General features: G+C 57.6%; 26 protein-coding genes and 6 tRNA genes. 7 read left to right on the top strand and 25 right to left on the bottom strand.

Annotated elements, in window-relative coordinates:
* From HBN79_RS13485 to rluD, 9 genes are all read right to left on the bottom strand, one after another.
* Positions 1-76 (bottom strand) — tRNA-Lys (locus HBN79_RS13485).
* 16 nt (positions 77-92) lie between these two features.
* Positions 93-168: transfer RNA gene (locus HBN79_RS13480), tRNA-Asn, on the bottom strand.
* A 119-nt stretch (positions 169-287) separates the two neighbouring features.
* Positions 288-364 (bottom strand) — tRNA-Pro (locus HBN79_RS13475).
* Positions 365-456: 92 nt separating this feature from the next.
* Positions 457-532, bottom strand: a tRNA-Lys gene (locus tag HBN79_RS13470).
* Positions 533-537: 5 nt separating this feature from the next.
* Positions 538-614: transfer RNA gene (locus tag HBN79_RS13465), tRNA-Pro, on the bottom strand.
* A gap of 9 nt (positions 615-623) precedes the next feature.
* Positions 624-699, bottom strand: a tRNA-Asn gene (locus HBN79_RS13460).
* Between the two features lie 306 nt (positions 700-1,005).
* Positions 1,006-3,573 carry an ATP-dependent chaperone ClpB gene (gene clpB, locus HBN79_RS13455; protein WP_094999335.1) on the bottom strand — a complete coding sequence of 856 codons (2,568 nt, stop codon included), beginning with the start codon at positions 3,571-3,573 and terminating at the stop codon, positions 1,006-1,008.
* 120 nt (positions 3,574-3,693) lie between these two features.
* Entirely contained in the window at positions 3,694-4,428 is a 735-nt protein-coding gene (gene pgeF / locus HBN79_RS13450; RefSeq protein ID WP_094999336.1) for a peptidoglycan editing factor PgeF, read from the bottom strand.
* Positions 4,425-5,387: a 23S rRNA pseudouridine(1911/1915/1917) synthase RluD gene (gene rluD, locus HBN79_RS13445; RefSeq protein WP_094999964.1), complete on the bottom strand. Its 963-nt coding sequence runs from the start codon at positions 5,385-5,387 to the stop codon at positions 4,425-4,427. The genes pgeF and rluD overlap by 4 nt, the downstream gene beginning before the upstream one ends.
* Before the next feature lie 148 nt (positions 5,388-5,535).
* Here rluD and HBN79_RS13440 point away from each other — a divergent pair, with 148 nt between their 5' ends.
* Both HBN79_RS13440 and HBN79_RS13435 read left to right on the top strand, forming a co-directional pair.
* A complete protein-coding gene (locus HBN79_RS13440; RefSeq protein ID WP_094999337.1) occupies positions 5,536-6,549 on the top strand; it encodes an outer membrane protein assembly factor BamD in 1,014 nt (337 codons plus the stop codon).
* A 118-nt stretch (positions 6,550-6,667) separates the two neighbouring features.
* Positions 6,668-6,898, top strand: coding sequence for a PP0621 family protein (locus HBN79_RS13435; RefSeq protein WP_094999338.1), 231 nt, complete (start codon positions 6,668-6,670; stop codon positions 6,896-6,898).
* A gap of 154 nt (positions 6,899-7,052) precedes the next feature.
* Here the strand turns inward: HBN79_RS13435 and thiO are convergent, their stop codons facing one another.
* The 5 genes from thiO to pilV are packed head-to-tail and all read right to left on the bottom strand — an operon-like array spanning position 7,053 to position 10,074.
* Complete coding sequence (gene thiO / locus HBN79_RS13430) at positions 7,053-8,153, bottom strand: glycine oxidase ThiO (protein WP_169916793.1); 1,101 nt, start codon at positions 8,151-8,153, stop codon at positions 7,053-7,055.
* Positions 8,154-8,186: 33 nt separating this feature from the next.
* Positions 8,187-8,588: a type IV pilin protein gene (locus HBN79_RS13425; RefSeq protein WP_169916792.1), complete on the bottom strand. Its 402-nt coding sequence runs from the start codon at positions 8,586-8,588 to the stop codon at positions 8,187-8,189.
* Between the two features lie 10 nt (positions 8,589-8,598).
* Positions 8,599-9,141 carry a PilX N-terminal domain-containing pilus assembly protein gene (locus tag HBN79_RS13420; protein WP_169916791.1) on the bottom strand — a complete coding sequence of 181 codons (543 nt, stop codon included), beginning with the start codon at positions 9,139-9,141 and terminating at the stop codon, positions 8,599-8,601.
* Between the two features lie 10 nt (positions 9,142-9,151).
* Positions 9,152-9,835 carry a prepilin-type N-terminal cleavage/methylation domain-containing protein gene (locus tag HBN79_RS13415; protein WP_094999342.1) on the bottom strand — a complete coding sequence of 228 codons (684 nt, stop codon included), beginning with the start codon at positions 9,833-9,835 and terminating at the stop codon, positions 9,152-9,154.
* Positions 9,832-10,074, bottom strand: a complete 243-nt coding sequence (gene pilV, locus HBN79_RS13410; protein WP_169916790.1) for a type IV pilus modification protein PilV — start codon at positions 10,072-10,074, stop codon at positions 9,832-9,834. Before pilV ends, HBN79_RS13415 begins: the two co-directional genes overlap by 4 nt.
* A 234-nt stretch (positions 10,075-10,308) precedes the next feature.
* Between pilV and HBN79_RS13405 the strand changes: the two genes are divergently transcribed.
* Positions 10,309-10,830, top strand: a complete 522-nt coding sequence (locus HBN79_RS13405; protein WP_262372471.1) for a GspH/FimT family protein — start codon at positions 10,309-10,311, stop codon at positions 10,828-10,830.
* Here HBN79_RS13405 and ispH read toward each other — a convergent pair.
* The 6 genes from ispH to murJ all read right to left on the bottom strand — a co-directional run bounded on the left by ispH (position 10,827) and on the right by murJ (position 18,216).
* Positions 10,827-11,774, bottom strand: a complete 948-nt coding sequence (ispH, locus tag HBN79_RS13400) for a 4-hydroxy-3-methylbut-2-enyl diphosphate reductase (RefSeq protein ID WP_094999344.1) — start codon at positions 11,772-11,774, stop codon at positions 10,827-10,829. The two genes, HBN79_RS13405 and ispH, sit on opposite strands and share 4 nt — an antisense overlap.
* A 65-nt stretch (positions 11,775-11,839) precedes the next feature.
* On the bottom strand, positions 11,840-12,277 hold the full coding sequence (gene fkpB / locus HBN79_RS13395) for an FKBP-type peptidyl-prolyl cis-trans isomerase (protein WP_086795845.1): 438 nt from the start codon (positions 12,275-12,277) through the stop codon (positions 11,840-11,842).
* Positions 12,270-12,788: a signal peptidase II gene (gene lspA, locus HBN79_RS13390; protein ID WP_094999345.1), complete on the bottom strand. Its 519-nt coding sequence runs from the start codon at positions 12,786-12,788 to the stop codon at positions 12,270-12,272. Before lspA ends, fkpB begins: the two co-directional genes overlap by 8 nt.
* A complete protein-coding gene (gene ileS / locus HBN79_RS13385) occupies positions 12,781-15,612 on the bottom strand; it encodes an isoleucine--tRNA ligase (RefSeq protein WP_169916789.1) in 2,832 nt (943 codons plus the stop codon). Before ileS ends, lspA begins: the two co-directional genes overlap by 8 nt.
* Positions 15,609-16,559, bottom strand: a complete 951-nt coding sequence (ribF, locus tag HBN79_RS13380) for a bifunctional riboflavin kinase/FAD synthetase (RefSeq protein WP_094999347.1) — start codon at positions 16,557-16,559, stop codon at positions 15,609-15,611. The genes ileS and ribF overlap by 4 nt, the downstream gene beginning before the upstream one ends.
* A gap of 118 nt (positions 16,560-16,677) precedes the next feature.
* A complete protein-coding gene (murJ, locus tag HBN79_RS13375; protein WP_095018378.1) occupies positions 16,678-18,216 on the bottom strand; it encodes a murein biosynthesis integral membrane protein MurJ in 1,539 nt (512 codons plus the stop codon).
* 250 nt (positions 18,217-18,466) lie between these two features.
* On the opposite strand from murJ, the gene rpsT reads away from it, so the two are divergent.
* Positions 18,467-18,745 carry a 30S ribosomal protein S20 gene (gene rpsT, locus HBN79_RS13370; RefSeq protein ID WP_003443902.1) on the top strand — a complete coding sequence of 93 codons (279 nt, stop codon included), beginning with the start codon at positions 18,467-18,469 and terminating at the stop codon, positions 18,743-18,745.
* A gap of 274 nt (positions 18,746-19,019) precedes the next feature.
* Here the strand turns inward: rpsT and HBN79_RS13365 are convergent, their stop codons facing one another.
* The 5 genes from HBN79_RS13365 to rplU all read right to left on the bottom strand — a co-directional run bounded on the left by HBN79_RS13365 (position 19,020) and on the right by rplU (position 22,786).
* The gene (locus HBN79_RS13365) at positions 19,020-19,481 is read right to left on the bottom strand and encodes a CreA family protein (protein ID WP_094999349.1); all 462 of its coding nucleotides are present in this window, start codon (positions 19,479-19,481) and stop codon (positions 19,020-19,022) included.
* A gap of 14 nt (positions 19,482-19,495) precedes the next feature.
* Positions 19,496-20,614 carry a glutamate 5-kinase gene (gene proB, locus HBN79_RS13360; protein ID WP_019824017.1) on the bottom strand — a complete coding sequence of 373 codons (1,119 nt, stop codon included), beginning with the start codon at positions 20,612-20,614 and terminating at the stop codon, positions 19,496-19,498.
* Positions 20,615-20,737: 123 nt separating this feature from the next.
* The gene (gene cgtA, locus HBN79_RS13355) at positions 20,738-21,964 is read right to left on the bottom strand and encodes an Obg family GTPase CgtA (RefSeq protein ID WP_094999350.1); all 1,227 of its coding nucleotides are present in this window, start codon (positions 21,962-21,964) and stop codon (positions 20,738-20,740) included.
* 197 nt (positions 21,965-22,161) lie between these two features.
* A complete protein-coding gene (gene rpmA, locus HBN79_RS13350) occupies positions 22,162-22,437 on the bottom strand; it encodes a 50S ribosomal protein L27 (RefSeq protein WP_003443913.1) in 276 nt (91 codons plus the stop codon).
* Positions 22,438-22,471: 34 nt separating this feature from the next.
* Positions 22,472-22,786: a 50S ribosomal protein L21 gene (gene rplU, locus HBN79_RS13345; RefSeq protein WP_007901869.1), complete on the bottom strand. Its 315-nt coding sequence runs from the start codon at positions 22,784-22,786 to the stop codon at positions 22,472-22,474.
* Between the two features lie 240 nt (positions 22,787-23,026).
* On the opposite strand from rplU, the gene HBN79_RS13340 reads away from it, so the two are divergent.
* From HBN79_RS13340 to HBN79_RS13330, 3 genes are all read left to right on the top strand, one after another.
* Entirely contained in the window at positions 23,027-23,995 is a 969-nt protein-coding gene (locus tag HBN79_RS13340) for a polyprenyl synthetase family protein (RefSeq protein WP_095021257.1), read from the top strand.
* Positions 23,996-24,117: 122 nt separating this feature from the next.
* Positions 24,118-24,459: a zinc ribbon domain-containing protein YjdM gene (locus HBN79_RS13335; RefSeq protein ID WP_094999352.1), complete on the top strand. Its 342-nt coding sequence runs from the start codon at positions 24,118-24,120 to the stop codon at positions 24,457-24,459.
* A 190-nt stretch (positions 24,460-24,649) separates the two neighbouring features.
* Positions 24,650-24,922: a hypothetical protein gene (locus tag HBN79_RS13330; protein ID WP_094999353.1), complete on the top strand. Its 273-nt coding sequence runs from the start codon at positions 24,650-24,652 to the stop codon at positions 24,920-24,922.
* Positions 24,923-24,967: the final 45 nt, after the last annotated feature.

Genomic DNA, 24,967 nt, shown 5'->3' with positions numbered 1-24,967 from the left:
TGGTGGGTCGTGTGGGATTCGAACCTACGACCAATTGGTTAAAAGCCAACTGCTCTACCAACTGAGCTAACGACCCAAAAATTCTTTGAAACTGGCTCCACGACCTGGACTCGAACCAGGGACCCAATGATTAACAGTCATTTGCTCTACCAACTGAGCTATCGCGGAACTGCATATTTCAACTTTTACAACAATAAAAAAGCGTCCGTAAGGACGCTCTTTTATGGCCTCTGATGCAACTGGCATCAGCGCCTTATTTTCTATACCCATTACTGCCGGGCAGAAAATGGTCGGGGTAAGGGGATTCGAACTCCTGACATCCTGCTCCCAAAGCAGGCGCGCTACCGGACTGCGCTATACCCCGGTAAAAAAAAGCACCTTCAAGAGGCGCCTTCTTCGATCAGTGCTTTTGGCCTCTGATCTTAAGATCTAACCCCAGCGAACTGGAGCCAAAAATGGTGGGTCGTGTGGGATTCGAACCTACGACCAATTGGTTAAAAGCCAACTGCTCTACCAACTGAGCTAACGACCCAAAAATGGTCGGGGTAAGGGGATTCGAACTCCTGACATCCTGCTCCCAAAGCAGGCGCGCTACCGGACTGCGCTATACCCCGGCTTGAAAATGGCTCCACGACCTGGACTCGAACCAGGGACCCAATGATTAACAGTCATTTGCTCTACCAACTGAGCTATCGCGGAACTACATATTTCAATTTGTAACGTTGCTGCCTTACTGCTTAGCAACACTCTTCGAGTTCTTCGCATCGCTGCGTTGGCGTCTCTGAGGTCGGCTATTCTACAAGCTTTAAAAGCCTTGTCAACCCTTATTTTTCGTTAGAAGACAATTACTTAGCTCTTCCAGCGGGCTTCTCGGTTTGGGCCAAGTCGCTATTACGGGTTGCTTGCTGCGGGGCGCATATTACAAGCGTTTTCCTTACAGATCAACACCCTAGAAAAAAAAGGCCTCGCAAAGCGAGGCCTCTCTTAAAACACCGCTTTCAAACCTTATGCGAAGACGATTTCGTCGTCCTTCACGCTGGCTGTCACGGTGGTGCCAGGCAAGAACTGACCGGACAAGATCAGTTGTGCCAGCGGGTTCTCGATCCAGCGCTGGATCGCACGTTTCAGAGGGCGTGCGCCATAAACCGGGTCGTAACCAACCGCAATCAGCTTGTCCAGAGCATCCTGGTTCAGCTCAAGGCTCAAGTCACGCTCAGCCAGACGACTGCGCAGACGACCCAACTGGATTTCGGCGATGCCAGCAATCTGATCACGGGCCAGAGGCTCGAAGATCACCACTTCGTCGATCCGGTTCACGAACTCCGGACGGAAGTGGGTGCTGACCGCATCCATCACCGCTGCACGCTGTGCCTCGCGATCGCCCACCAGCTCCTGGATCTGTGCAGAGCCCAGGTTGGAGGTCATCACGATCACCGTGTTGCGGAAGTCCACGGTACGGCCGTGGCTGTCAGTCAGGCGACCGTCTTCCAGCACTTGCAGCAACACGTTGAACACGTCCGGGTGAGCCTTCTCGACTTCATCCAGCAGGATCACCGAGTAAGGCTTGCGCCGTACCGCTTCGGTCAGATAACCGCCTTCTTCGTAGCCCACATAGCCTGGTGGTGCACCGATCAGTCGAGCCACGGAATGTTTCTCCATGAACTCGGACATATCGATCCGCACCATCGCCTCTTCAGTATCAAAGAGGAACTCGGCCAGCGCCTTGCACAACTCGGTTTTACCCACACCGGTCGGGCCGAGGAACATGAACGAGCCGCTAGGACGGTTCGGGTCACTCAGGCCGGCACGGGAACGCCGCACGGCGTTGGACACAGCCACTACGGCCTCGTCCTGGCCAATCACGCGCTCATGCAACAGGCTTTCCATTTTCATCAGCTTGTCGCGTTCGCCTTCGAGCATCTTGGAGACCGGGATACCCGTCCACTTCGATACCACTTCCGCGATTTCCTCTTCAGTCACTTTGCTGCGCAACAACTGGTTTTCAGTTTTGCCGCTGTGCTCGTCGACCATCTGCAGGCTGCGTTCCAGATCAGGGATGATCCCGTACTGCAACTCGGCCATGCGGTTGAGGTTGCCGCTGCGGCGGGCCACTTCAAGCTCCTGGCGCGCCTGCTCGATTTTCTGCTGGATCTGGGCAGAACCCTGCACTTCGGCTTTTTCCGAGGTCCAGATCTCTTCGAGGTCCGAGTATTCGCGCTCGTGACGCTCGATTTCTTCCTGCAATTTCTCGAGGCGTTTTTTCGCGGCCTCGTCTTCTTCTTTCTTCAACGCCTGGGCTTCAACCTTCAGTTGAATCAAACGACGTTCAAGACGGTCCAGTACCTCAGGCTTGGAGTCGATCTCCATGCGGATACGGCTGGCAGCCTCGTCCATCAGGTCAATCGCCTTGTCCGGCAACTGCCGGTCGGTGATGTAACGATGGCTGAGTTTGACCGCAGCAATGATCGCACCGTCGGTAATCGCTACCTTGTGGTGAACCTCATAACGCTCTTTAAGGCCACGCAGGATCGCAATGGTGTCTTCTTCGCTCGGCTCGTCCACCAGTACTTTCTGGAAGCGACGCTCAAGTGCTGCGTCCTTCTCGATGTATTGGCGGTACTCGTTGAGCGTGGTCGCACCCACGCAGTGCAACTCACCGCGAGCCAATGCAGGCTTGAGCATATTGCCCGCATCCATGGCACCCTCGCCTTTACCGGCGCCAACCATGACATGCAATTCGTCGATAAACAGGATGACTTGCCCTTCCTGCTTCGACAGCTCGTTAAGCACTGCTTTCAGGCGCTCCTCGAACTCACCGCGGAACTTGGCACCGGCAATCAGCGCACCGATGTCCAGGGACAGCAGACGTTTGCCCTTGAGGCCGTCAGGCACTTCGCCATTGATGATCCGTTGTGCCAGACCTTCGGCAATCGCGGTTTTACCCACGCCAGGCTCACCGATCAGTACCGGGTTGTTCTTGGTACGGCGCTGCAGGACCTGAATGGTGCGACGAATTTCATCGTCACGACCGATCACCGGGTCGAGCTTGCCCTCTTCGGCGCGCTTGGTCAGGTCAATGGTGTACTTGTCCAGCGCCTGGCGTGACTCTTCAACGTTCGGGTCATTGACCGCTTCGCCGCCACGCAGGTTGTTGATGGCATTTTCCAGGGCTTTCTTGCTCACGCCCTGACCCAGCAACAACTTGCCCAGCTTGCTGTTGTCGTCCATCGCCGCCAGCAATACAACTTCGCTGGTGATGTACTGGTCGCCTTTTTGCTGCGCCAGACGATCCGCCTGGTTCAACAGACGTGCCAAATCCTGCGACATGTTTACGTCGCCAGTCGGATTCTGAATTTTTGGCAGCTGATCGAGCTCTTTGGTCAGCTCTTTACGCAGGCTGTTTACATCGAAACCGACTTGCATCAGCAACGGCTTGATCGAACCGCCCTGCTGTTCCAGCAATGCCTGCATCAAGTGCGCAGGCTCGATGGCCGGATGATCGAGGCCAACGGCCAATGACTGAGCATCGGACAACGCCAATTGCAACTTGCTGGTTAATCTATCTATACGCATTCGTCACCTTCCTTATGAGCAGGCCGGAGGGATGGAAACTCCTGAATGAAGAAACCTGCCAGATACCATAGTAGATGCGGGCGATTACGAGAGTTTCAAGCGTTTGGAAAATGACGCAGATCAGCTGGACGGTCTTTCGATCCAAACCAGTGATGCGAAGCGGCCAGTATTGGGACTGCGCCGATAGGAGAAGAAACGCGGGTCGGTCACGGTGCAAAAACCCCCGCCGTACACAGCCGTGATACCGAAGCGGGCCAGACGCAAACGCGCCAGCTCATAGATATCGGCCATAAAACGCCCGGCATTGATGCTGGGCACAAAGGCGGCTTCGGCCTGGGGCATGTCTTTTACAAAGACCTCCCGCACCTCGGCCCCGACCTCAAATGCCTTGGGGCCAATGGCCGGCCCCAGCCACACAAGCAGCTCCTGTGGCGCAACATTGAGGCTTAGCGCGGCGGCTTCAAGCACCCCGGCCGCCAGCCCGCGCCAACCGGCATGGGCTGCCGCAACACGAGTGCCAGCACGATCGCAGAACAATGCAGGCAAGCAATCCGCCGTCATTGCCGTACAGGCAATACCGGGGGTGGCCGTCCAGCTGGCATCGGCCTCAACAATCAGTTCGGGATTGGCAGGTGCGACCACAACCCCGTGAACCTGGCTAAGCCAGGCGGGCTGTACGTCAAAAATATGGGTAAGGCGATGGCGGTTATGCGCAACGGCAACAGGGTCGTCGCCTACATGGTCGCCCAGGTTGAAGCTGTCGAACGGCGCCACACTGACGCCGCCCGCACGGGTGGTCACACAGGCCCGGATGCCTGCCGGCGCTGGCCAGTCAGGAATCAGGAAGGTGTTCACCCGATAAATGCCTCACGGTCTTGCTTGAGCAACGTCAACAGCCAGACAAAGTCGTCAGGCAGTGCTGATTCCCAGCTCATGCGCTTACCGGTCGTCGGATGATCCAGCTCGAGGAAACGGGCATGGAGCGCCTGACGCGGGAAGTTTTTCAGGGACTCGACCATCGTCACGCTGGCAGACGGCGGAATACGGAAGCGACCGCCGTAGGCAGGGTCTCCGACCAACGGGAAGTTGATATGAGACATATGCACACGAATCTGGTGCGTACGACCGGTTTCCAGCTTTACCCGCACATGGGTGTGGGAACGGAAACGCTCAAGCACACGGTAATGACTGACCGCCTGCTTGCCGCCTTCCATTACCGCCATGCGCTGGCGCTGCTGGCCGTGACGGCCGATAGGCGCGTCGATCTTGCCCCCGGCGGTCACGACACCGATAACGATGCACTCATAGATACGACTGACACTGCGGCTCTGCAACTGTGTAACCAGTTGTGTCTGCGCCTGAATGGTCTTGGCGACCACCATCAGACCGGTGGTGTCCTTGTCCAGGCGATGCACGATCCCCGCACGCGGCACATTGATAATGTCCGGTACGTGATGCAGCAAGGCATTGAGCAAAGTACCACTGGCATGCCCTGCAGCCGGGTGCACCACAAGGCCCGCAGGCTTGTTGATGACCAGGATGTCATCGTCTTCGTAGACGATATCCAGGGGGATGTCTTCAGCGATCCACTCACCCTGGGCTTCCTGCTCTGCAGTCAGCTCCAGGATGGCACCGCCGTGTACGATGTCACGGGGGCGTATGACGGCTCCGTCCACAGTAAGGCGGCCGTCTTTGATCCAGGCGGAAAGGCGCGAGCGCGAGTGCTCAGCGAATAATTGTGCGGCGACTTGATCGAGGCGTTGGCCACCCAGTTCGGACGGCACCTCTTCGCGAAGTTGAATTTTCTCGGACATGCTCATCAGGACCGCGCCAAGCCTTTGGTTTCGGCTGCGCGCTTGTGGTTAAATACGGCGTCTTTTGCCCCGAGGCTTTTCACGGGGCACTCATCATAACAGGACGGACCCGCCCAAGACAGCGGCCGTCATAGGGACGCAAGCCGCCATGCAAGTGAGACACCTGCTGCTGATCGCCATCCTCGCACTGACCGCCGCTTGCTCGTCGACTAAAGAAGTCGTTGACGAAAACCTCAGCGAAGTGGAGCTGTACCAGCAGGCACAGGCCGACCTGGACAACCACAGCTATACCAGTGCTACCGCCAAACTCAAGGCCCTTGAGTCACGCTACCCGTTCGGTCGCTACGCCGACCAGGCCCAGCTTGAACTTATTTACGCCTACTACAAGAACTCCGAGCCCGAAGCGGCCAAGTCGGCTGCCGAACGGTTTATCCGCCTGCATCCACAGCATCCGAACGTTGACTACGCCTACTACCTCAAGGGCCTGACCTCCTTTGACCAGGACGTTGGCTTGCTGGCGCGCTTCCTGCCGCTGGACATGAGCAAGCGTGACCCGGGCGCTGCACGCGACTCCTACAACGAGTTCGCCCAGCTCACCAGCCGCTTCCCCAACAGCCGCTACGCACCCGACGCCAAGCAGCGCATGATCTACCTGCGCAACCTGTTGGCAGCGTATGAAATCCACGTAGCCGATTACTACCTGACTCGTCAGGCTTATGTAGCCGCTGCCAACCGTGGCCGCTATGTGGTCGAAAACTTCCAGGAAACTCCTTCGGTCGGCGACGGCCTGGCGGTAATGGTTGAGTCCTACCAGCGCATGCATCTCGACCAGTTGGCCAACACCAGCCTTGAAGTGCTCAAGACCAACTACCCGGACCACCCGAGCCTGGTAGACGGCCAGTTTGTGCCGCAGGTTTCCGAGTCGGACAACCGTTCATGGCTGAGCAAGGCCACATTGGGCCTGATCGAATCCAGCACACCGCTGCCACCGGGTGAAACCCGTGCAAACATGGATATCCAGAAGCAGTACCAGGATGCCAAGGATGCAATCCCGGCAGAACTGAAGCCAAAGGATGCCGATGGCGACATCATCGAAGAGCCGCAAGCTGAAGGTAAAAGCCGCTCCTGGTTCAGCTACATGACCCTGGGCCTGTTCGACTGATCGTTCAGCACATAAAAAAAGAGCTCTTCGGAGCTCTTTTTTTATGTTTGATTTACCGCTGTGCGCCTGCCAGGTCCTTGGCTAAACTGGTGCATCTTTTCTCGAATAGCGAATTACCATGCTTCGTTTACTGATCTGGGCAGCGCTGATTGCTGCAGGCGTTTGGCTGTGGCGCAAATACAAGACCGGTATGGCCGCGACCAAAAAACCGGTCGACCCGAGCGCTCAGCCAATGGTGCGCTGCGCCCACTGTGGCGTACACCTGCCCCGTGACCGCGCCCTGAGCCAGCAACAAGAGTGGTATTGCACCCAGCAGCATCTGGAGCAAGGGCCAAAACCAAGGGGTTAAGCCACCTGTGATCGCTGCCGCAGGCTACGACAGGAAAACGGCAACTGTGGGAGCGAGCCTGCTCGCGAAGGTCGTTCGCGAGCAGGCTCGCTCCCACAATAGGGCTTGATCTACAACAGAGTATCGACAGAAATCCCTCTGTGTTTGTAGCCGCTTAAATCCGCCCCTCTGGCGCATAAGGCGTCGGGTCGATAATCGGCTCACGCCCCAGCAGCAAGTCCGCGAATAATTGGCAGGACGCCGGTGCCAATACCAGACCGTTGCGATAGTGCCCGCAGTTGAGCCACAGACCATCAAAACCTGACACCCGCCCAATATACGGAATGCCCTCGGGCGAACCTGGCCGTAGCCCGGCCCAGTGCCCCACCACTTCAGCATCGGCCAGGGCCGGGATCAGTTCGACTGCCGAAGCCTTGAGGCTCTCAAGGGCCGTAAGGGTCGGGGTTTTATCAAAGCCTTCATGCTCCAGCGTGCTACCGATCAGGATATGACCATCACGGCGGGGAATGGCATAACGCCCTTTTGCCAGCACCATGCACGACAAAAAGTCAGATGCGCATTTGTACAGGATCATCTGCCCCTTGACCGGCTCCACAGGCAACTCCAGCCCCAGCCCGTTCAACAACTCACCGCTCCAGGCCCCGGCCGACAACACCACCTCGTCGCCGCGAATCTCACCCCGGGCCGTATTGACCCCGCAAACTCTTTCGCCTTCGCGAACAAAACCGAGCACCTCGCACTGCTCATGCACAGTGACATTCGGCATCGCCTGCAGTGCAGCCTTCAGCGATTTCACCAACCGCGGATTCCGCACATTGGCCACATTAGCCATATAAATTGCGTGTGCATAACCACCGCCCAGCACGGGCACGGCATCATGGACTGCCGACATATCGACCGCCCCCAGAGGTCGCCCTTCGCGCCCGGCCCACTCCAGCGCCTGAGCCTCATCGTCCAGGTCCAGCCAGTACAGCCCGGTGGTGTGTACTTCAGGATCAATACCCGTCGAAGCAAACAGACGCTCGGCCAATTGCGGATAAAAGTCCTGAGACCAGTGCGCCAGGGCCGTTACAGCACAGTTATAGCGCCACGGATAAAGCGGCGAAACAATACCGCCGCCGGCCCAGGAGGACTCCTGGCCCGCCCCGCCACGCTCCAGCACAATCACCTGCTCTACATCAGCCGCCAGATTAAACGCAGTCAGCAGGCCTATGACACCGCCCCCGACAATCACCACCCGTTGCTGCCTAGCCATCTGTTAATCCAGCCCGTCATTCAAAATCAATCGTTAGCGCCCCCAACACTGCTGCATTGTCAGGCCAGGGGCGGCCTGGGTTATCGTTGCCATACCGGTGTGAGCCAGCGTAAAGCTCCCGCACGAATCCCCCGCCATTGCCGAACCTTGTTTGGGCGTCGCCTTCAGCCAGTAGCCGTGGTCGACGAGATCGGCACTGATGTCGTAGTGCTGATTGCCTGAACTAAGGTCTTTCATACCGCTATATACCGCGTTCTTTGTGTAAAAGCGCTCAAGACTTTGGGCTTGCTCCGTCAACAGGACAACAACTTGAGAGCGGTAAGCCCGCTTTACATAATCGCCGTACAACGGATAAACGAATGCGCCAAGGATACCGGTGATAACCACTACGATCATCAGTTCGATCAGGGTAAAACCTGCTGCATACCTGTACATTTCGTGCGTCCTATTGCAGCTGTCGCCACATGACCCGGTGAAAACCCCTGGCAACACGCTCTTGCGAAGCGTTATCCGGCCCTTGATAACGCGCATAAATACTCTCCAGTACGGTGCGCGACTGCCCGTGCCAGCCAATACCGGTAACTCGATACAAACGGGTAGTGGTGGTCACTGGTAAATGGGCTGGCGTAATGCTTGGCCCAAGGTTCTGAACACCATACAGCCCGTTCGCAACGCTTATCCAACGTACCCCGGAGGCCGGATCGATGCCTGGCACAGCCTGAGTACGCGCCTCTGGGGGCGGGTTACAGCTTGCTGGCGAAGTGCAAGGCATTACCCTGCCCCCTTGGATCTGAAGCCAGGCCTCCCCGCTGCCAAGCGCCGCTTCTGCGGCCTGAAATGAGTGGTTGGCATGTTGAACGCCTGCAGACATTTTTTCCTGAAGGGTCGCACTGACCATTGCAGCCATCCCGATCAGGCTCAGCAACAGCATGAAAACCAGGCTGACCAGCAGTGCCATGCCGCGCTGACAAATCAATGGCAAAGGCATGATGCGCGCCCTAAGCCAGCCGGTTACGCAAAGCGACTTCCAACTGATAGACCTGGTCCTTGACCCGCCCGGCGCGGTCTCGCAATGTCAGGCCGATACGGATGCTGCGCAGGCTGGAACCTTTGACCAGACGACTCTCATAACGCAGCACGGAGTGCGAACCTGCCGTCCCGGCCACGCCAAAACTCACGTCAAAGGCAGCCACATTATCGAGCAGGACCGCTTTATTGGGCCCGATCTTTAACTGCCCGTGCTCATGACGGTAAAACAATTCACGCACGGGAAATGCCGTTTCACCGGGAGCCAAAAACGACCTTGCCCCGGGATAGGCCCGGGCGAAACTTGTGCAGTCCGAGACCACAGTCCAGTCAGGCTTGGCAGCCTGAAGCGCCACGTCCGAACTGATCATGCGCAACACCCCCCTCTGCCAGGAGACCGGTGTTTTAAAAACAGAGGGCGCATCAACAATACGATCGACTGACAGGCAGCCAAACATGCCCGCCATGCGAATCTCCCGAGCCAGTTTACTCAGCACATAACGCGCATCCTCCTGCAGCCTTGCCGACGACCGCTGGCTTAAGTAAGCCTCGCGGCTGCTTGAGAAAATCTGCGTCATGCCCAGCACTACCAGCATTCCCAGCGCCAGAGCCACCATCAGCTCGATCAGGCCAAAACCTGAACGGGGATTGCTCATGATGACCCGGCCCCGGCATGACCGCTCGACAAGGGGTGGACGACCTCCGCGCGCATCTGATCCAGCCTGCTGTAGGCAATAAAACTGTCCTGGGTGCTTATCAGCGCGCTTGCCGTATGTTTCAAGGCATTGAGTTGCATAGCAGCAGAGCCCATCAGGCTGATAAACAGAATCAACAGCGCAATAAGCACTTCGATCAAGCTCATCCCGTCTTGTCGATTTTTAACTAATCGAGGCATCCGAATCGTCCATATCAGAGGGTTCGACGGCACGCCCTGTGCCGCCCAGACAAAAGCCTAGCCTCCCCCGCTGCTCTGCACGGCAGGACGAAGCCAAGCAAACCAGCCGGATTTTTCGCCTGACTTCGTAAGCTGTTAACGGTCAGAAAACATGATGAAACCATTGCCGTGAGCCTGTAGTGCCAGAGTTCGCTATACAGAGAAAACACACTTGAACCGTCCAGGGAGGACGCTATGCATCAACGTGGCATGAGTCTGATCCAGCTGCTACTGACGCTGACGATCGTGGCGCTTACGGCCCGTTTTGCCAGCCCGGCCTATAGCGCCCTTGTCGAGCATCAACAGCGCCAGATCACTGCCGAACAACTGGCCAGCAGCCTGCGCAATGCACGCGCCCAAGCACTGCTACGCCAGCAATTTGTGGTGGTTTATCCGTACGAAGAAGATTGGAGCCGAGGCTGGAGGACGATTCTGGACTTGAGCGGCCAAGGCCATCTGGACAAGGGCAACCCGGTGCTGGTCGAGTCTCAGGGCAGTGGGCGCATACCCATTGCGGGCAATACACCGGTTAAACGGTATGTGCGCTTCAACCCGCTGGGCGAGCCACAACTGGTTGGAGGCGCCTTTCAAGCCGGGACACTGCATGTTTGTCAGGCAAGGACTGCACAGAGCCACTATCAAGTGGTGCTGACCAAGAGCGGGCGCATCAGCCTGCGCAGCGATAAAACTGCACAGGCCTTATGCAGGCACGCTTAGGTAATGGCGCGAACGCGCAACTCTTTGGGCATGGAGAACGTAACATTCTCTTCACGGCCGGCCAGCTCGTCGGCACCGGTTGCGCCCCAGGCATGCAGCTGTTGAATCACGCCACGTACCAGTACCTCTGGGGCCGATGCACCGGCGGTGATACCGATGCTGTTTACGCCGTCGAACCAGCTTTTTTGCAGGTCTTCAGCACCGTCGATCAGGTAGGCGGGGGTCTGCATACGCTCCGCCAGTTCGCGCAGGCGGTTGGAGTTGGAGCTGTTCGGGCTGCCAACTACCAACACGACATCGCACTCATCAGCCAGTTGCTTGACCGCATCCTGACGGTTTTGCGTGGCATAGCAGATATCGTCCTTGCGCGGTCCGCCAATGGCCGGGAAGCGCGAACGCAGGGCGTCGATCACACGACTGGTGTCGTCCATCGACAAGGTTGTCTGGGTTACAAAGGCCAGTTTTTCCGGGTCTTTGACCTGCAGGTTCGCAACATCCTTTTCATCTTCGACCAGGTAGATCGCGCCACCATTACTGGCGTCGTACTGGCCCATGGTGCCTTCGACTTCCGGATGACCGGCATGACCAATCAAAATGCACTCACGGCCATCACGGCTATAGCGCGCGACCTCAATATGCACCTTTGTCACCAGCGGGCAGGTCGCGTCGAACACCTTGAGACCACGCCCGGCAGCCTCTGTACGCACGGCCTGGGAAACGCCGTGGGCACTGAATATCACAATGACGTCGTCCGGCACCTGATCCAGCTCTTCGACGAAAATAGCGCCACGGGAACGCAGGTCTTCAACGACAAATTTGTTGTGCACCACTTCGTGGCGAACATAGATAGGCGGACCGAAAACTTCCAGAGCACGATTGACGATTTCAATCGCACGGTCCACCCCGGCGCAGAAGCCACGGGGGTTGGCGAGTTTGATATGCATGCTGGGCCTCGTGGGACGCGCAGAAAAATAATGCCAATCAGGCCCGGCCGCAGCCGGGCACTGGATTACAGCGCTTGAACGTCTTTGATTTCCACGTCGAAGGTCAGGGTTTTACCTGCCAGCGGATGGTTGAAATCAATGGTGACTTGCTCGTCATCGAACTCTTTGACCACACCCGGAAGCTCGGTATTGGCCGCATCGTTGAAGATCACCAGCAAACCTTGCGACAACTCCATGTCCTTGAACTGCGAACGCGGAATGATCTGCACGTTTTGCGGGTTAGGCTGGCCAAAGGCGTTTTCCGGAAGAATCTCCAGTGTGCGCTTGTCACCCGCCTTGAAACCGAACAACGCCGCTTCAAACCCTGGCAGCAAGCTGCCATCACCCACCTTGAAAGTGGCCGGGGATTTGTCGAAGGTGCTGTCAACGGTGTCGCCATTTTCCAGACGTAAAGCAAAATGCAGAGTGACCTGCGTGTTCTGACCAATACGCTGCTCAGTCATGAGCGGGTTCCTCGGGCTTTTTACTTTTGAACATATCCAGTGCCAGCATCACGGCACCTACGCAAATCGCACTGTCGGCGAAGTTGAACGCAGGGAAGTACCAGCGATTTTGCCAATGCACCAGAATGAAATCGACCACATGACCGTAGACAATACGGTCATACAGGTTACCCAGTGCGCCGCCCAGAATCAGGGCAAGGGCAATGGCCAACCAGGTGTCATTGCGCCCCAGACGCTTGAGCCAGACCACCAGCACGGCACTGACCACGACCGCGATCAGGGCAAACAGCCAGCGCTGCCAGCCGGCACTGTCCGCCAGGAAGCTGAAGGCCGCACCGGTGTTGTAAGCTAGGGTCCAGCTGAACAGGTCGGGAATCACCACAATCTGCTGGTACATCTGCAGCGAATTGTCGAAGTAGACCTTGCTGGTCAGGTCAATGACCAGGACCAGCACAGTCAACCAGAGCCAGCCCAGGCGCCCGAAGCGCCCGGTAGTGCTGGTATTAGGCATAGTGACGTACCTCACCAGCGCCGCTGATATTGTCTACACAACGACCGCAGATTTCAGGGTGCTCGGGGTTAACGCCTACGTCTTCACGGCAGTGCCAGCAACGGGCGCACTTGGCATGGGCCGACTTGACCACCTTGAGTTTGAGGCCAGCCACTTCGGTAACCACGGCATCTGCTGGAGCCTGCGCAAAAGGCGCAACGCTGGCAGTGGAGGTGATCAACACGAAACGCAGCTCGTTGCTCAACTTGGACAAATCAGCAGCCAGCTGATCTTCGGCGAACAAGGTCACTTCTGCTTGCAAGTTACCGCCAATGGCCTTGGCTGCGCGCAAGTTTTCCATTTCCTTGTTGACCGCAACCTTGACCGCCATGATTCGCTCCCAGTAGGCGCGATCCAGTTCGGTGCCTTCCGGCAGTTCAGTCAGGCCTTCGTACCAGGTGTTGAGCATCACCGATTCGTTGCGCTCGCCCGGCAGGTACTGCCACAACTCATCAGCGGTGAACGCCAGGATCGGAGCGATCCAGCGCACCAGCGCTTCAGAGATGTGGAACAGCGCGGTCTGGCACGAACGGCGAGCCTTGCTGTTGGCGCCGGTGGTGTACTGACGGTCCTTGATGATGTCGAGATAGAAACCGCCCAGCTCCTGAACGCAGAAGTTGTGCACCTTGGAGTACACGTTCCAGAAACGGTATTCGCCGTAATGCAGCTCCAGCTCACGTTGCAGCAGCAACGCACGATCCACCGCCCAGCGGTCCAGTGCCAGCATTTCTTCGGCAGGCAGGATGTCGGTGGCTGGATTGAAACCGGTCAGGTTCGACAGCAGGAAGCGTGCGGTATTGCGGATACGTCGGTAGGCGTCCGCACTGCGCTGCAGGATCTGGTCGGAAACCGCGATTTCGCCCGAGTAGTCGGTCGAGGCAACCCACAGACGCATGATGTCGGCGCCCAGGGTGTCGTTGACCTTTTGCGGTGCAATCACGTTGCCCAGCGACTTGGACATCTTGCGGCCCGCTTCGTCCACGGTAAAACCGTGGGTCAGCAGCTCGCGGTACGGCGCGTGGTTGTCGATGGCGCAACCGGTCAGCAACGACGAGTGGAACCAGCCACGGTGCTGGTCGGAGCCTTCAAGGTAGAGGTCGGCACGCGGGCCGGTCTCGTGACCCATCGGGTGCGAACCGCGCAGAACATGCCAGTGCGTGGTGCCCGAATCGAACCATACATCCAGGGTATCGCTGATCTTGTCGTACAGCGGCGCTTCGTCGCCCAGCAGCTCGGCAGCATCCAGCTTGAACCACGCCTCGATGCCTTCGACTTCAACGCGCTTGGCCACTTCTTCCATCATTTCGACGGTGCGCGGGTGCAGCTCGCCGCTTTCCTTGTTCAGGAAAAACGGGATCGGCACGCCCCAGTTGCGTTGACGCGAGATGCACCAGTCCGGGCGGTTGGCGATCATCGAGTGCAGGCGCGCCTGACCCCAGGCCGGAACGAACTGGGTGTCTTCGATCGCTTGCAGCGCACGGGTGCGCAAGGTATCGCCATCAGTCGGCTGCTTGTCCATACCGATAAACCACTGGGCGGTGGCACGGTAGATCAGCGGCGTCTTGTGGCGCCAGCAGTGCATATAGCTGTGGCTGATGGTCTCGGTGAACATCAGCGAACCGACTTCGACCAGCTTGTCGATGATGTTCTGGTTGGCCTTCCAGATGAACTGGCCACCGAAGAACTCCAGCGACGGCACGTAAACGCCATTGCTTTGCACCGGGTTGATGATGTCGTCGTTGACCATGCCATAGGCCTTGCAGGTCACGAAGTCGTCTACGCCGTAGGCTGGAGCCGAGTGAACCACACCAGTGCCAGCACCCAGCTCAACGTAGTCGGCCAGATAAACAGGCGACAGACGGTCATAGAACGGGTGACGGAAGTTGATCAGTTCAAGCGCTGAGCCAGTGGTGGTGGCGATGACCGAACCCTGCAGGTTGTAACGCGCCAGACTCGATTCGACCAGTTCTTCAGCCAGTACCAGCAACTTGTCGCCCACGTCGACCAGCGCGTAGGTGAATTCCGGGTGTACGTTAAGCGCCTGGTTGGCCGGAATGGTCCACGGGGTGGTGGTCCAGATCACGATCGAAGCAGGTTTGCTCAGTGCCGCCAGACCAAAGGCCTCGGCCAGCTTGGCCTCGTCGGCAACCGGGAAGGCAACGTCGATGGCCGCAGACTTCTTGTCCTGGTATTCAACTTCAGCTTCAGCCAGGGCCGAACCGCAATCGAAGCACCAGTTCACCGGCTTGAGGCCCTTGAACACAAAACCGCCCTTGACGATCTCAGCCAAAGCACGGATTTCACCGGCTTCGTTTTTGAAGTCCATGGTCTTGTACGGGTTGGCGAAATCACCCAGCACACCCAGACGGATGAACTCGGACTTCTGCCCCTCGATCTGCTCGGTGGCGTAGGCACGGCACAGCTCGCGGGTTTTATCCGCGCTCAGGTTTTTACCGTGGGTCACTTCGACCTTGTGTTCAATCGGCAAACCATGGCAATCCCAGCCCGGCACATACGGCGCGTCAAAACCCGACAGGGTCTTGGAGCGGATGATCATGTCTTTCAGAATCTTGTTCAGCGCATGACCGATATGGATAGTGCCGTTGGCGTACGGAGGACCGTCGTGAAGTACGAACTTCGGGCGATCCTTGCCAATCTCGCGCAACTTCCCGTACAGGCCAATGCTGTCCCAGCGCTGCAAAATTTGCGGTTCGCGCTGTGGCAGGCCGGCCTTCATTGGGAAGGCGGTGTCCGGGAGGTTTAGCGTGGCTTTGTAGTCGGTCATTTCAGGCTCTTTTTAAGCGGTTGACCCAGCCAAAAGGCTCGGGCGGCGGCGACGTCCGCATTGATCGCCGTCTTGAGCGCCTCCAGGGAGGCGAAACGCTGCTCATCACGCAGCTTGTGGTGGAATGCCACGTTCAAACGCCGACCATACAGATCGCCGGCGAAATCCAACAGATGTACTTCAAGATGGGCGCTGCCATCCCCTGCTACGGTTGGCCGCACGCCGATATTGGCGACGCCGGGCCAGGTTTTACCGTCGATCTCGACGCTGGCCAGGTACACCCCGGTCAACGGCACACGACGACGCTTGAGCTGAATATTGGCGGTCGGCGTGCCCAACTGGCGCGCCAGTTTTTGCCCGTGCAATACCCGGCCAGCGATTTGAAAAGGGCGCCCCAGCAAACGCTCTGCCAGGGAGAAGTCGGCACTGGCCAGAGCATCACGCACCTTGGTGCTGCTGATGCGTACGCCATCAAGCTCAACCGTTTGCGCCGCCTCGACGGTGAAACCCTGCATCTGGCCAGCCTGCTGCAAAAAGTCAAAATCGCCGACGCGATCGCAGCCAAAACGGAAGTCGTCACCGACCTCCAGATGCTGCACGCCCAGGCCGTCGACCAGAATGGTATCGACGAATTCGGCGGCGCTGAGCTTGCACAGACGTTGATTGAACGCCAGGCACAGCACCCGGTCGACTCCGGCGTCTGCCAGCAGTTGCAACTTGTCGCGCAACCGGGCCAGACGTGCAGGAGCCGTATCCGGGGCGAAGAATTCGCGCGGCTGCGGCTCGAAAATCACCACGCAGCTGGGCACGCCCAACTCCAGTGCACGCTCACGCAGCCGGCCCAGGATAGCCTGGTGACCACGGTGTACACCGTCAAAGTTGCCAATAGTGGCGACACAGCCCCGATGCTGGGGCCGCAGATTGTGAAGGCCTAGAACCAGCTGCATAACGCGCTTCTTGCTCATAAAGTGGTCGATTATAACCACACCCGGCCCAGTACGACAGGCAACAGCGCAAGGCAAATCGGGTCAATTCGACAAAATCGACGTCTGACCCGTCATTAGCTTACATAAGTGACTTGCGGGCGAAATCCTTCAAACGCAGCCCCAACAGCAGCAGCATACCGAAATACGCCAGCACGCCCGCGACAACCAAGCCGCCCAGACGAATAAAGCGCTCCAGCATATTGCCGTGATCCCAGGCCGGCATCAGGTGCATCAAGCCCAGCAATACCGCCGACATCACGGCTACGGCCAGCACCAGCTTGAACAGGTATTTGGTCCAGCCCGGCTGGGCGACAAACAGCTTTTGCCGGCGCAACTGCCAGAACAGCAGCCCGGCATTGATACAGGCGCCTACGCTGATGGCCAACGCCAGCCCCGCATGCTGCAACGGCACGATAAAGACCAGGTTGAGCAACTGCGTCACCACCAGGGTGAATACCGCTATTTTGACTGGCGTGCGAATGTTTTGCTGTGCATAAAAGCCTGGCGCCAACACCTTGATAATGATGATTCCGAGCAGGCCCAGCGAATAAGCGATCAATGCACGCTGGGTCATGGCCGCATCCAGCGCCGTGAACTGGCCGTACTGGAACAGTGAAACGGTAAGCGGCTCGGACAGGATGGCCAGCGCCAGGGAACATGGAAGCACCAGCACAAAACACAGGCGCAAGCCCCAGTCGAGAATACGCGAATACTCCTGACGGTCTTTGTTGGCGTAGGTCTTGGACAGGGTTGGCAGCAGGATGGTGCCCAGCGCCACCCCCAGCACTCCTGAAGGCAACTCCATTAGACGGTCCGCGTAGTACATCCATGACACCGATCCAGCCACAAGGAATGAGGCAAATATCGTATTGATGATCAGAGAGATCTGACTGACCGAGACCCCAAGGATGGCTGGCAGCATCTGTTTCATCACCCGCCACACGCCGGTATCGCGCAAATTGAGCCTTGGCAGCACCAGCATGCCGATCTTTTTCAGATGTGGCAGTTGAAACAGCAACTGCGCCAGACCACCCACCAGCACGGCCCAACCCAGAGCCATCACCGGCGGATCGAAATACGGCGTCAGGAACAACGCAAACACAATCATGCTGACGTTAAGCAGGGTCGGCACAAAGGCCGGTACCGCAAAACGGTTCCAGGTATTGAGGATCGCCCCCGCCAGGGATGACAGCGAGATCAGCAGGATATAAGGGAAGGTGACCCGCAGCATGTCGCTGGTGAGCTCGAATTTTTCAGGGGTCGTGGCGAACCCCGGGGCCGTTGCCCAGATGACCCAGGGGGCCGCCACCATGCCCAGCACGGTGACAATGGCCAGCACCAGGGTCAAAAGCCCGGCGACATAAGCGACAAAAGTGCGGGTCGCCTCCTCGCCCTGCTGGCTTTTGTACTCGGCCAGAATCGGCACAAAGGCCTGGGAAAAAGCGCCCTCGGCGAAGATCCTGCGCAGCAGGTTTGGCAGTTTGAAGGCAATAAAGAATGCATCCGTGGCCATTCCGGCACCGAAGGCACGGGCAATAATGGTGTCGCGAATGAAGCCCAGAACCCTGGAAATCATGGTGATTGAGCTGACGGCAGCCAACGACTTGAGCAAATTCATTGAAAGAGTTTTTGCCTATAGAGAAAGAGCAGGCGAACAAAGCGCCCACTTATGCGATACTGCGCGCCGCAACAGCACAGAGCCAAGCTCGCGAGTTTACAGGTCAAGCGCCGGAAATAAATATCCCGTCTGCCTCGATCCACCACTCAGCGGATCGCATCAAACGCCCTTGACAAGAGTTCTCGTCATCGGCATGATTCGCGGCCTATTTTGTTTGTTATTTCCCAAAAGTCTTTCGAGGAGCTCGACGGTGGCCAACACACCTTCCGCCAAAAAACGTGCAAAACAGGCTGAGAAGCGTCGCAGCCACAACGCCAGCCTGCGTTCCATGGTTCGTACCTACATCAAGAATGTAGTTAAAGCCATCGACGCAAAAGACGCTGCTAAAGCGCAAGCTGCTTATGTTCTGGCTGTTCCTGTTATCGACCGTATGGCCGATAAAGGTATCATCCACAAGAACAAAGCTGCTCGCCATAAGAGCCGCCTGAATGGCCACGTCAAGGCGTTGAACCTTGCGACTGCTGCTTAAGCGATAAGCTTTTTAAAAAACCGACCTTAGGGTCGGTTTTTTATTGCCTGCGATTTAAGCGACACCCTTGTAGCAGCTGCCGAAGGAACGAGGCTGCGTTCGGTTGCGCAGCGACCGCAAATATTCAAACCCAAGCTTGTCTGACACACAGCAAAACCCGGTTTTACGACGGCTCCGCCGCCGAACGCAGCCTCGTTCCTTCGGCAGCTGCTACAGAGCCGGTAAAATCCGCACAATAAAAAGCCGCGACCAGCGCGGCTTTTCTTGAAGACCGTTACTCGTGTGGCCACGGCAAAATCGGGATTGCCGTTACGGCATTCTGCGGACTGCCTTCGATCAAGCGGTCGCTGTACACCAGATACACCAGCGTATTACGCTTTTTATCCAGGAAACGCACCACCTGCATGGTCTTGAAGACCAGCGAAGTCCGCTCCTTGAACACCTCATCACCCTCTTTCAGGTCACCCTTGAAGCTGATCGGCCCGGTCTGACGGCAGGCAATCGACGCCTCGGCGCGGTCTTCAGCCAAACCCAGACCACCTTTCATGCCACCCGTCTTGGCACGAGAAAGGTAGCAAGTCACGCCATCTACCTTGGGATCATCGAATGCTTCTACGACGATACGGTCATTAGGCCCGACAAATTTGAAGACCGTCGACACCGAGCCAATTTCTTCCGCCGAGGCCATTAGCGGCATCGCCAACATCAAACCCAATAAACCGCCAATCAAGCGCATACCACACCTCAAATTCAAACCAGAATCAGGTTATCGCGATGAACCAGCTCAGGTTCCGCCATATAACCCAACAAGCCGACAATCGCATCCGACGATTGCCCGATAATTTTTTGCGCCTCGGCAGCACTGTAGTTCGCCAGGCCACGAGCGATCTCCCGCCCGTCCGGCGCGACGCACACCACCATCTCGCCACGACGGAAACCGCCCTGAACCGCCTTGACCCCTACAGGCAACAGGCTTTTATTGCCCTTGGACAAGGCCGCCACAGCGCCTTCATCCAGCACCAGCGTGCCACGGGTCTGCAAGTGCCCGGCCAGCCACTGCTTGCGCGCAGCCAGCAGGCCACGCTCCGGGGACAGCAAGGTACCCAGTCGCTCGCCCGCCTTGAGACGATCCAGCACCCGCTCCAGACGCCCACCCACAATGATCGTGTGCGCACCGGAACGCGCCGCCAGGCGCGCCGCACGCAACTTGGTCTGCATGCCGCCACGCCCCAACGCACCACCGGTACCGCCTGCCACTGCATCCAGCGCCGGATCATCGGCACGCGCCTCGTAGATCATCTTGGCATCAGGATTGTTGCGCGGATCAGCATCAAACATGCCGTCGCGATCGGTCAGGATCACCAGCAGATCAGCCTCGACCAGATTAGCCACCAACGCGGCCAGCGTATCGTTGTCACCGAAGCGGATTTCGTCCGTGACCACCGTGTCATTTTCATTGATGACCGGGATCACGCCCAATTCCACCAGCGCACGCAGGGTGCTGCGGGCATTGAGGTAGCGTTTGCGATCAGACAGATCGTCATGGGTCAGCAGGATCTGCGCGGTATGCCGGGAATGCTCGGCAAAGCTCGACTCCCAGGCCTGCACCAACCCCATCTGACCAATAGCCGCAGCAGCTTGCAGCTCGTGCATGGCACTCGGTCGCACCGTCCAGCCCAAGCGGCTCATTCCGGCCGCAACCGCACCCGAAGACACCAGCACCAGCTCTACGCCAGCCTCGTGCAACGCCACCATCTGCTCAACCCAAACGCCCATCGCCGCGCGATCCAGGCCCTTGCCATCCGCTGTCAGCAACGCGCTGCCGATCTTCACGACCCAGCGCTGCGCACCCGTCACCTTGCTCCGCATCATCATCCAACCTATGCCTGAGAGCAGCGCGACCGAGCGCCACCCATGGAATTATTTTTGATTACCAAATCGTAGATGCTGAAACGCCGCTCATTGAGCGGCGCTGTAGTTTACTGCAACGAATCAGTCGCGGACGTAAATGATTTCCGGACCATCTTCATCATCAACATCTTCTTCGTCCCAGTCATCTTCACCGATGTCATGGACGCTCTTCACGCCGCTGCGACGCAGGGCACGCTTGTCATCCAGCGCCTGCAACTGCGCACGCGCTTCATCTTCGATACGCTGATCCAGCTCGGCCAACTCTTGCTTGTAGGCAGGGTCAGCAGCCAGACGATCAGCACGATCTTCCAGATAACGCATGATGTCGTGGCACAGCTTTTCGGTACCGATCTTGGCAATGGCCGAGATCACGTAAACCGGGCCAGTCCACTCAAGGCGATCAACGACTTCCTTGACGCGCGCTTCGTGCTCGTCTTGTGGCAGCGAATCGCACTTGTTCAGCACCAGCCAACGATCACGCTCAGCCAGCGACGGGCTGAACTTGGTCAGTTCGTTAACGATGACTTCCGCGGTATCAGCAGCGCTCTCGCTACCCTCAACCGGCGCCATGTCAACGAGGTGCAACAACAGACGGGTACGCGCCAGGTGCTTGAGGAAACGGATCCCCAGGCCAGCACCATCGGAAGCCCCTTCGATCAGACCCGGAATATCGGCGATCACAAAGCTCTTCCAGCGATCCACGCTGACCACACCCAGGTTTGGCACCAGGGTGGTGAACGGATAATCCGCCACTTTTGGCTTAGCCGCAGACACCGAACGAATAAAGGTACTTTTACCGGCATTCGGCAAGCCCAACAGGCCAACGTCAGCCAACACCTTCAACTCCAGTTTCAGGTCACGCTGCTCACCCGGCTTACCCGGCGTGGTCTGGCGTGGCGCACGGTTGGTACTGGATTTGAATCGGGTATTACCCAGACCGTGCCAACCGCCATGCACCACCAGCAAACGCTGGCCGGCCTTGGTCAGGTCGCCGATGATTTCCTGGGTGCCAGCGTCGATCACGGTAGTGCCGACCGGAACACGCAGCTCCAGATCCTCACCCTTGCGACCGGTGCAATCCGTACTGCCGCCATTCGAGCCACGCTGGGCGTCAAAGTGACGGGTGTAACGGTAGTCAACCAGGGTGTTGAGGTTTTCGTCGGCGACCATGTAGATCGAGCCGCCATCACCGCCATCACCACCGTTTGGCCCACCGTTTTCGATGAACTTCTCACGACGGAAACTCATGCAACCGTTACCACCGTCGCCTGCTTTTACTTTGATCGATACTTCATCTACAAACTTCATAACAAAACGCGCCTCTCGTCATCAGGACGAGCCGATAAAAACCAAGACATAAGACTCTTGCAAAAATGAGCGCAGCGACCTCAATCAACGACCGTTAAATCCAGCGCCAGCAGCCCATACAAACAGTTTTGCAAGAGACTCACCCCACAAACGAAAAAGCCCCGTCGCAAGACAGGGCTCTTCCAGCTACCAAGCTATTACGCCGCGACGACTGCAGTCTTCGGAACGATGCTTACATAGCGACGACCGAAGGCGCCTTTAACCTGGAACTTGATCACGCCTTCCACTTTCGCGAACAGGGTGTGATCTTTGCCCATACCAACGCCGTAGCCAGCGTGGAATTGGGTGCCGCGCTGACGCACGATGATGTTGCCCGGAATGATAGCCTGGCCGCCATACATCTTCACGCCAAGGCGTTTGGCTTCTGAGTCGCGACCGTTACGGGTACTACCACCAGCTTTTTTGTGTGCCATGAGTCAATTCTCCTAGTGAGGAATTAGGCTGAAATTAAGCCTGAATACCGGTGATTTTGATCTCGGTGTACCACTGGCGGTGGCCCATACGCTTCATGTGGTGCTTACGACGACGGAACTTGATGATGCGGACTTTATCGTGACGACCTTGGGAGATCACTTCAGCCACAACAGTGGCGCCAGGTACAACTGGAGCGCCGATGTTCACGTCATCGCCATTGGCGACCAACAGAACGCGATCAAAAGTTACGGATTCGCCGGTAGCGATTTCCAGTTTTTCGATCTTCAGGTATTCACCTGGAGCTACTTTGTATTGCTTGCCACCAGTAACGATTACTGCGTACGACATGGTATTTCTCCGATAATCCTGCTCACCCAGCGCTTTATAGGTAAAGGTATTGGCTGGCATGGCTGCATGGGGCTGGAACGGCCCAGATGCAATTGCGTAAGGCAGGTGCTGCCCAGGAAGTTCAGGGTGCGCGATTGTACGCAAGGCAAGTCAGGCTTGCAAGGGGCCGTCCATCCGCCTTGACAGGCCCAGCCCCCCGACCTAGCATGCCGCGCAACCCTTCTGGAGCACCTGTCGCTGATGCAACCCCAAGCTTTCTACCGCGCGGTGGCGGACGATTTTAGCGCCGTCGATGGCATCATCAAGAAGCAGCTGACTTCACGCGTACCGCTGGTCTCAAAAATCGGCGACTACATTACTTCGGCCGGCGGCAAGCGCCTGCGTCCTTTATTAGTGTTGCTGTGTGGCAAGGCCCTGGGTCGCGAAGGCGACGACTTGCGCCTGCTGGCCGCCACCATTGAGTTCCTGCACACCGCCACCCTGCTGCACGACGACGTGGTCGACATGTCGGGCATGCGCCGTGGCCGCAAGACTGCCAATGCTACCTGGGGCAATGCCCCCAGCGTACTGGTCGGCGACTTTTTGTACTCGCGCTCCTTCGAGATGATGGTTGAGCTGGGCTCGATGCCAGTGATGAAAATCCTGTCGCAAGCCACCCGCATCATCGCCGAAGGCGAAGTATTGCAGCTGTCCAAAGTGCGCGACGCCAGCACCACCGAAGAAACCTACATGGAAGTCATCCGCGGCAAGACCGCGATGCTGTTCGAGGCTTCGACCCACAGCGCTGCAGCGCTGGCCGGTGCCACGCCAGAGCAGAGCGAAGCGCTGCGCACCTTTGGCGATCACCTGGGCGTGGCATTCCAGCTGGTGGACGACCTGCTCGACTACCGTGGCGATGCCGAAACCCTGGGCAAGAACGTCGGTGACGATCTGGCCGAAGGCAAACCGACCCTGCCGCTGATCTACACCATGCGTGAAGGTACGCCTGAACAGGCAGCCCTGGTGCGCAAAGCGATCCAGAAAGGCGGTATCGAGGACCTGGAGAGCATTCGCGAAGCCGTTGAGGCCTCTGGTTCCCTGGACTACACCGCCCGGCTGGCTCGCGACTTCGTGGCCCGCGCCATTGTGTGCCTCGAAGCCTTGCCGCCAAGCGAATACCGCGATGCGCTGGTTGAGCTGAGCGAGTTTGCTGTAGCACGCACGCACTGACTGCCTGTGGGAGCGGGCAAGCCCGCTCCCACAGGGTCAATCTGCCCCGCCATTACCCGCCTCGCACTAAAACCCTATACAATACGTGCCTTTTAGCCATCCTGACTCTTAAGGAGCTTTGAGTGAGCACGTTGCCACCCTGCCCAAAATGCAATTCCGAATACACCTACGAAGACGGCGCCCAGCTGATCTGCCCGGAATGCGCCCACGAGTGGTCTGCCAGTGGCGACGCTGAAACAGCCGATGACGTGAAAGTCTACAAAGACTCCGCAGGCACCGTACTGACCGACGGTGACACCATCACCGTGATCAAGGACCTGAAAATCAAGGGTACTTCCCTGGTGGTTAAAGTGGGCACCAAGGTCAAGAATATCCGCCTGTGCGACGGCGACCACGATATCGACTGCAAGATCGATGGCATTGGCCCGATGAAACTCAAATCCGAGTTCGTACGCAAGGTCTGATTCTGCTGCATGCCTTCCTGTGCCCTGCGCAGGAAGGTGCTACACCCTCCCCCGCCCAGCAACATCAAAAAGCCAGCAACCTTGATCCCCAGCAGTTCTAACGCAGAAAGATCAGAAATCCGCCAATAGGCACTTGCTATTAATTGAATAAGAATTATTCTCATTGGTATTCATCAAGGAGATGACGACCATGACTTATTTAATTGATGCCTGGCTGGACCGTCCACACCCTTATCTGCGAATCCTGCATCGGGAAACCGGGGAAGTCTGTGCGGTACTGGAAGAAGAAGCACTAAGCGAGCTACAGGATCAGGGCGACCTGGATTTCAACGGCCTCAATTCCAGCGAGCCGGTGGTGCTCAAGGAGTTGGTGCGCAATCTGTTTCTGTTCTGCTATGCCCGGGCATTGCGCCCTTGCGGCACGACTGACACTCACCCGCACCACGCCAAGATACAGATATGACGGCACCGGTGTAGCTGCGGGTTTGCCAGCAAACCCGCAGCCAAC

Source organism: Pseudomonas sp. WS 5051, assembly GCF_012985715.1.
Classification (GTDB): domain Bacteria; phylum Pseudomonadota; class Gammaproteobacteria; order Pseudomonadales; family Pseudomonadaceae; genus Aquipseudomonas; species Aquipseudomonas bubulae.
Note: the sequence above shows the minus strand (reverse complement) of the source record. Positions and strands in the feature narration are given on the sequence as shown.

Bases quoted from the DNA above. Each gene is read 5' to 3' on its own strand.
- HBN79_RS13435 (WP_094999338.1), top strand. From the start codon at position 6,668: ATGCTTCGTTTACTGATCTGGGCAGCGCTGATTGCTGCAGGCGTTTGG.
- ribF (WP_094999347.1), bottom strand. From the start codon at position 16,559: ATGCAGCTGGTTCTAGGCCTTCACAATCTGCGGCCCCAGCATCGGGGC.
- clpB (WP_094999335.1), bottom strand. From the start codon at position 3,573: ATGCGTATAGATAGATTAACCAGCAAGTTGCAATTGGCGTTGTCCGAT.
- ileS (WP_169916789.1), bottom strand. From the start codon at position 15,612: ATGACCGACTACAAAGCCACGCTAAACCTCCCGGACACCGCCTTCCCA.
- HBN79_RS13420 (WP_169916791.1), bottom strand. From the start codon at position 9,141: ATGCCTTTGCCATTGATTTGTCAGCGCGGCATGGCACTGCTGGTCAGC.
- HBN79_RS13330 (WP_094999353.1), top strand. From the start codon at position 24,650: ATGACTTATTTAATTGATGCCTGGCTGGACCGTCCACACCCTTATCTG.
- rluD (WP_094999964.1), bottom strand. From the start codon at position 5,387: ATGTCCGAGAAAATTCAACTTCGCGAAGAGGTGCCGTCCGAACTGGGT.
- murJ (WP_095018378.1), bottom strand. From the start codon at position 18,216: ATGAATTTGCTCAAGTCGTTGGCTGCCGTCAGCTCAATCACCATGATT.
- thiO (WP_169916793.1), bottom strand. From the start codon at position 8,153: ATGGCTAGGCAGCAACGGGTGGTGATTGTCGGGGGCGGTGTCATAGGC.
- HBN79_RS13340 (WP_095021257.1), top strand. From the start codon at position 23,027: ATGCAACCCCAAGCTTTCTACCGCGCGGTGGCGGACGATTTTAGCGCC.
- pilV (WP_169916790.1), bottom strand. From the start codon at position 10,074: ATGCCTCGATTAGTTAAAAATCGACAAGACGGGATGAGCTTGATCGAA.
- proB (WP_019824017.1), bottom strand. From the start codon at position 20,614: ATGCGGAGCAAGGTGACGGGTGCGCAGCGCTGGGTCGTGAAGATCGGC.
- HBN79_RS13415 (WP_094999342.1), bottom strand. From the start codon at position 9,835: ATGAGCAATCCCCGTTCAGGTTTTGGCCTGATCGAGCTGATGGTGGCT.
- HBN79_RS13425 (WP_169916792.1), bottom strand. From the start codon at position 8,588: ATGTACAGGTATGCAGCAGGTTTTACCCTGATCGAACTGATGATCGTA.
- HBN79_RS13440 (WP_094999337.1), top strand. From the start codon at position 5,536: ATGCAAGTGAGACACCTGCTGCTGATCGCCATCCTCGCACTGACCGCC.
- HBN79_RS13405 (WP_262372471.1), top strand. From the start codon at position 10,309: ATGCATCAACGTGGCATGAGTCTGATCCAGCTGCTACTGACGCTGACG.
- cgtA (WP_094999350.1), bottom strand. From the start codon at position 21,964: ATGAAGTTTGTAGATGAAGTATCGATCAAAGTAAAAGCAGGCGACGGT.
- fkpB (WP_086795845.1), bottom strand. From the start codon at position 12,277: ATGACTGAGCAGCGTATTGGTCAGAACACGCAGGTCACTCTGCATTTT.
- lspA (WP_094999345.1), bottom strand. From the start codon at position 12,788: ATGCCTAATACCAGCACTACCGGGCGCTTCGGGCGCCTGGGCTGGCTC.
- rpmA (WP_003443913.1), bottom strand. From the start codon at position 22,437: ATGGCACACAAAAAAGCTGGTGGTAGTACCCGTAACGGTCGCGACTCA.
- HBN79_RS13365 (WP_094999349.1), bottom strand. From the start codon at position 19,481: ATGCGCTTGATTGGCGGTTTATTGGGTTTGATGTTGGCGATGCCGCTA.
- ispH (WP_094999344.1), bottom strand. From the start codon at position 11,774: ATGCATATCAAACTCGCCAACCCCCGTGGCTTCTGCGCCGGGGTGGAC.
- rplU (WP_007901869.1), bottom strand. From the start codon at position 22,786: ATGTCGTACGCAGTAATCGTTACTGGTGGCAAGCAATACAAAGTAGCT.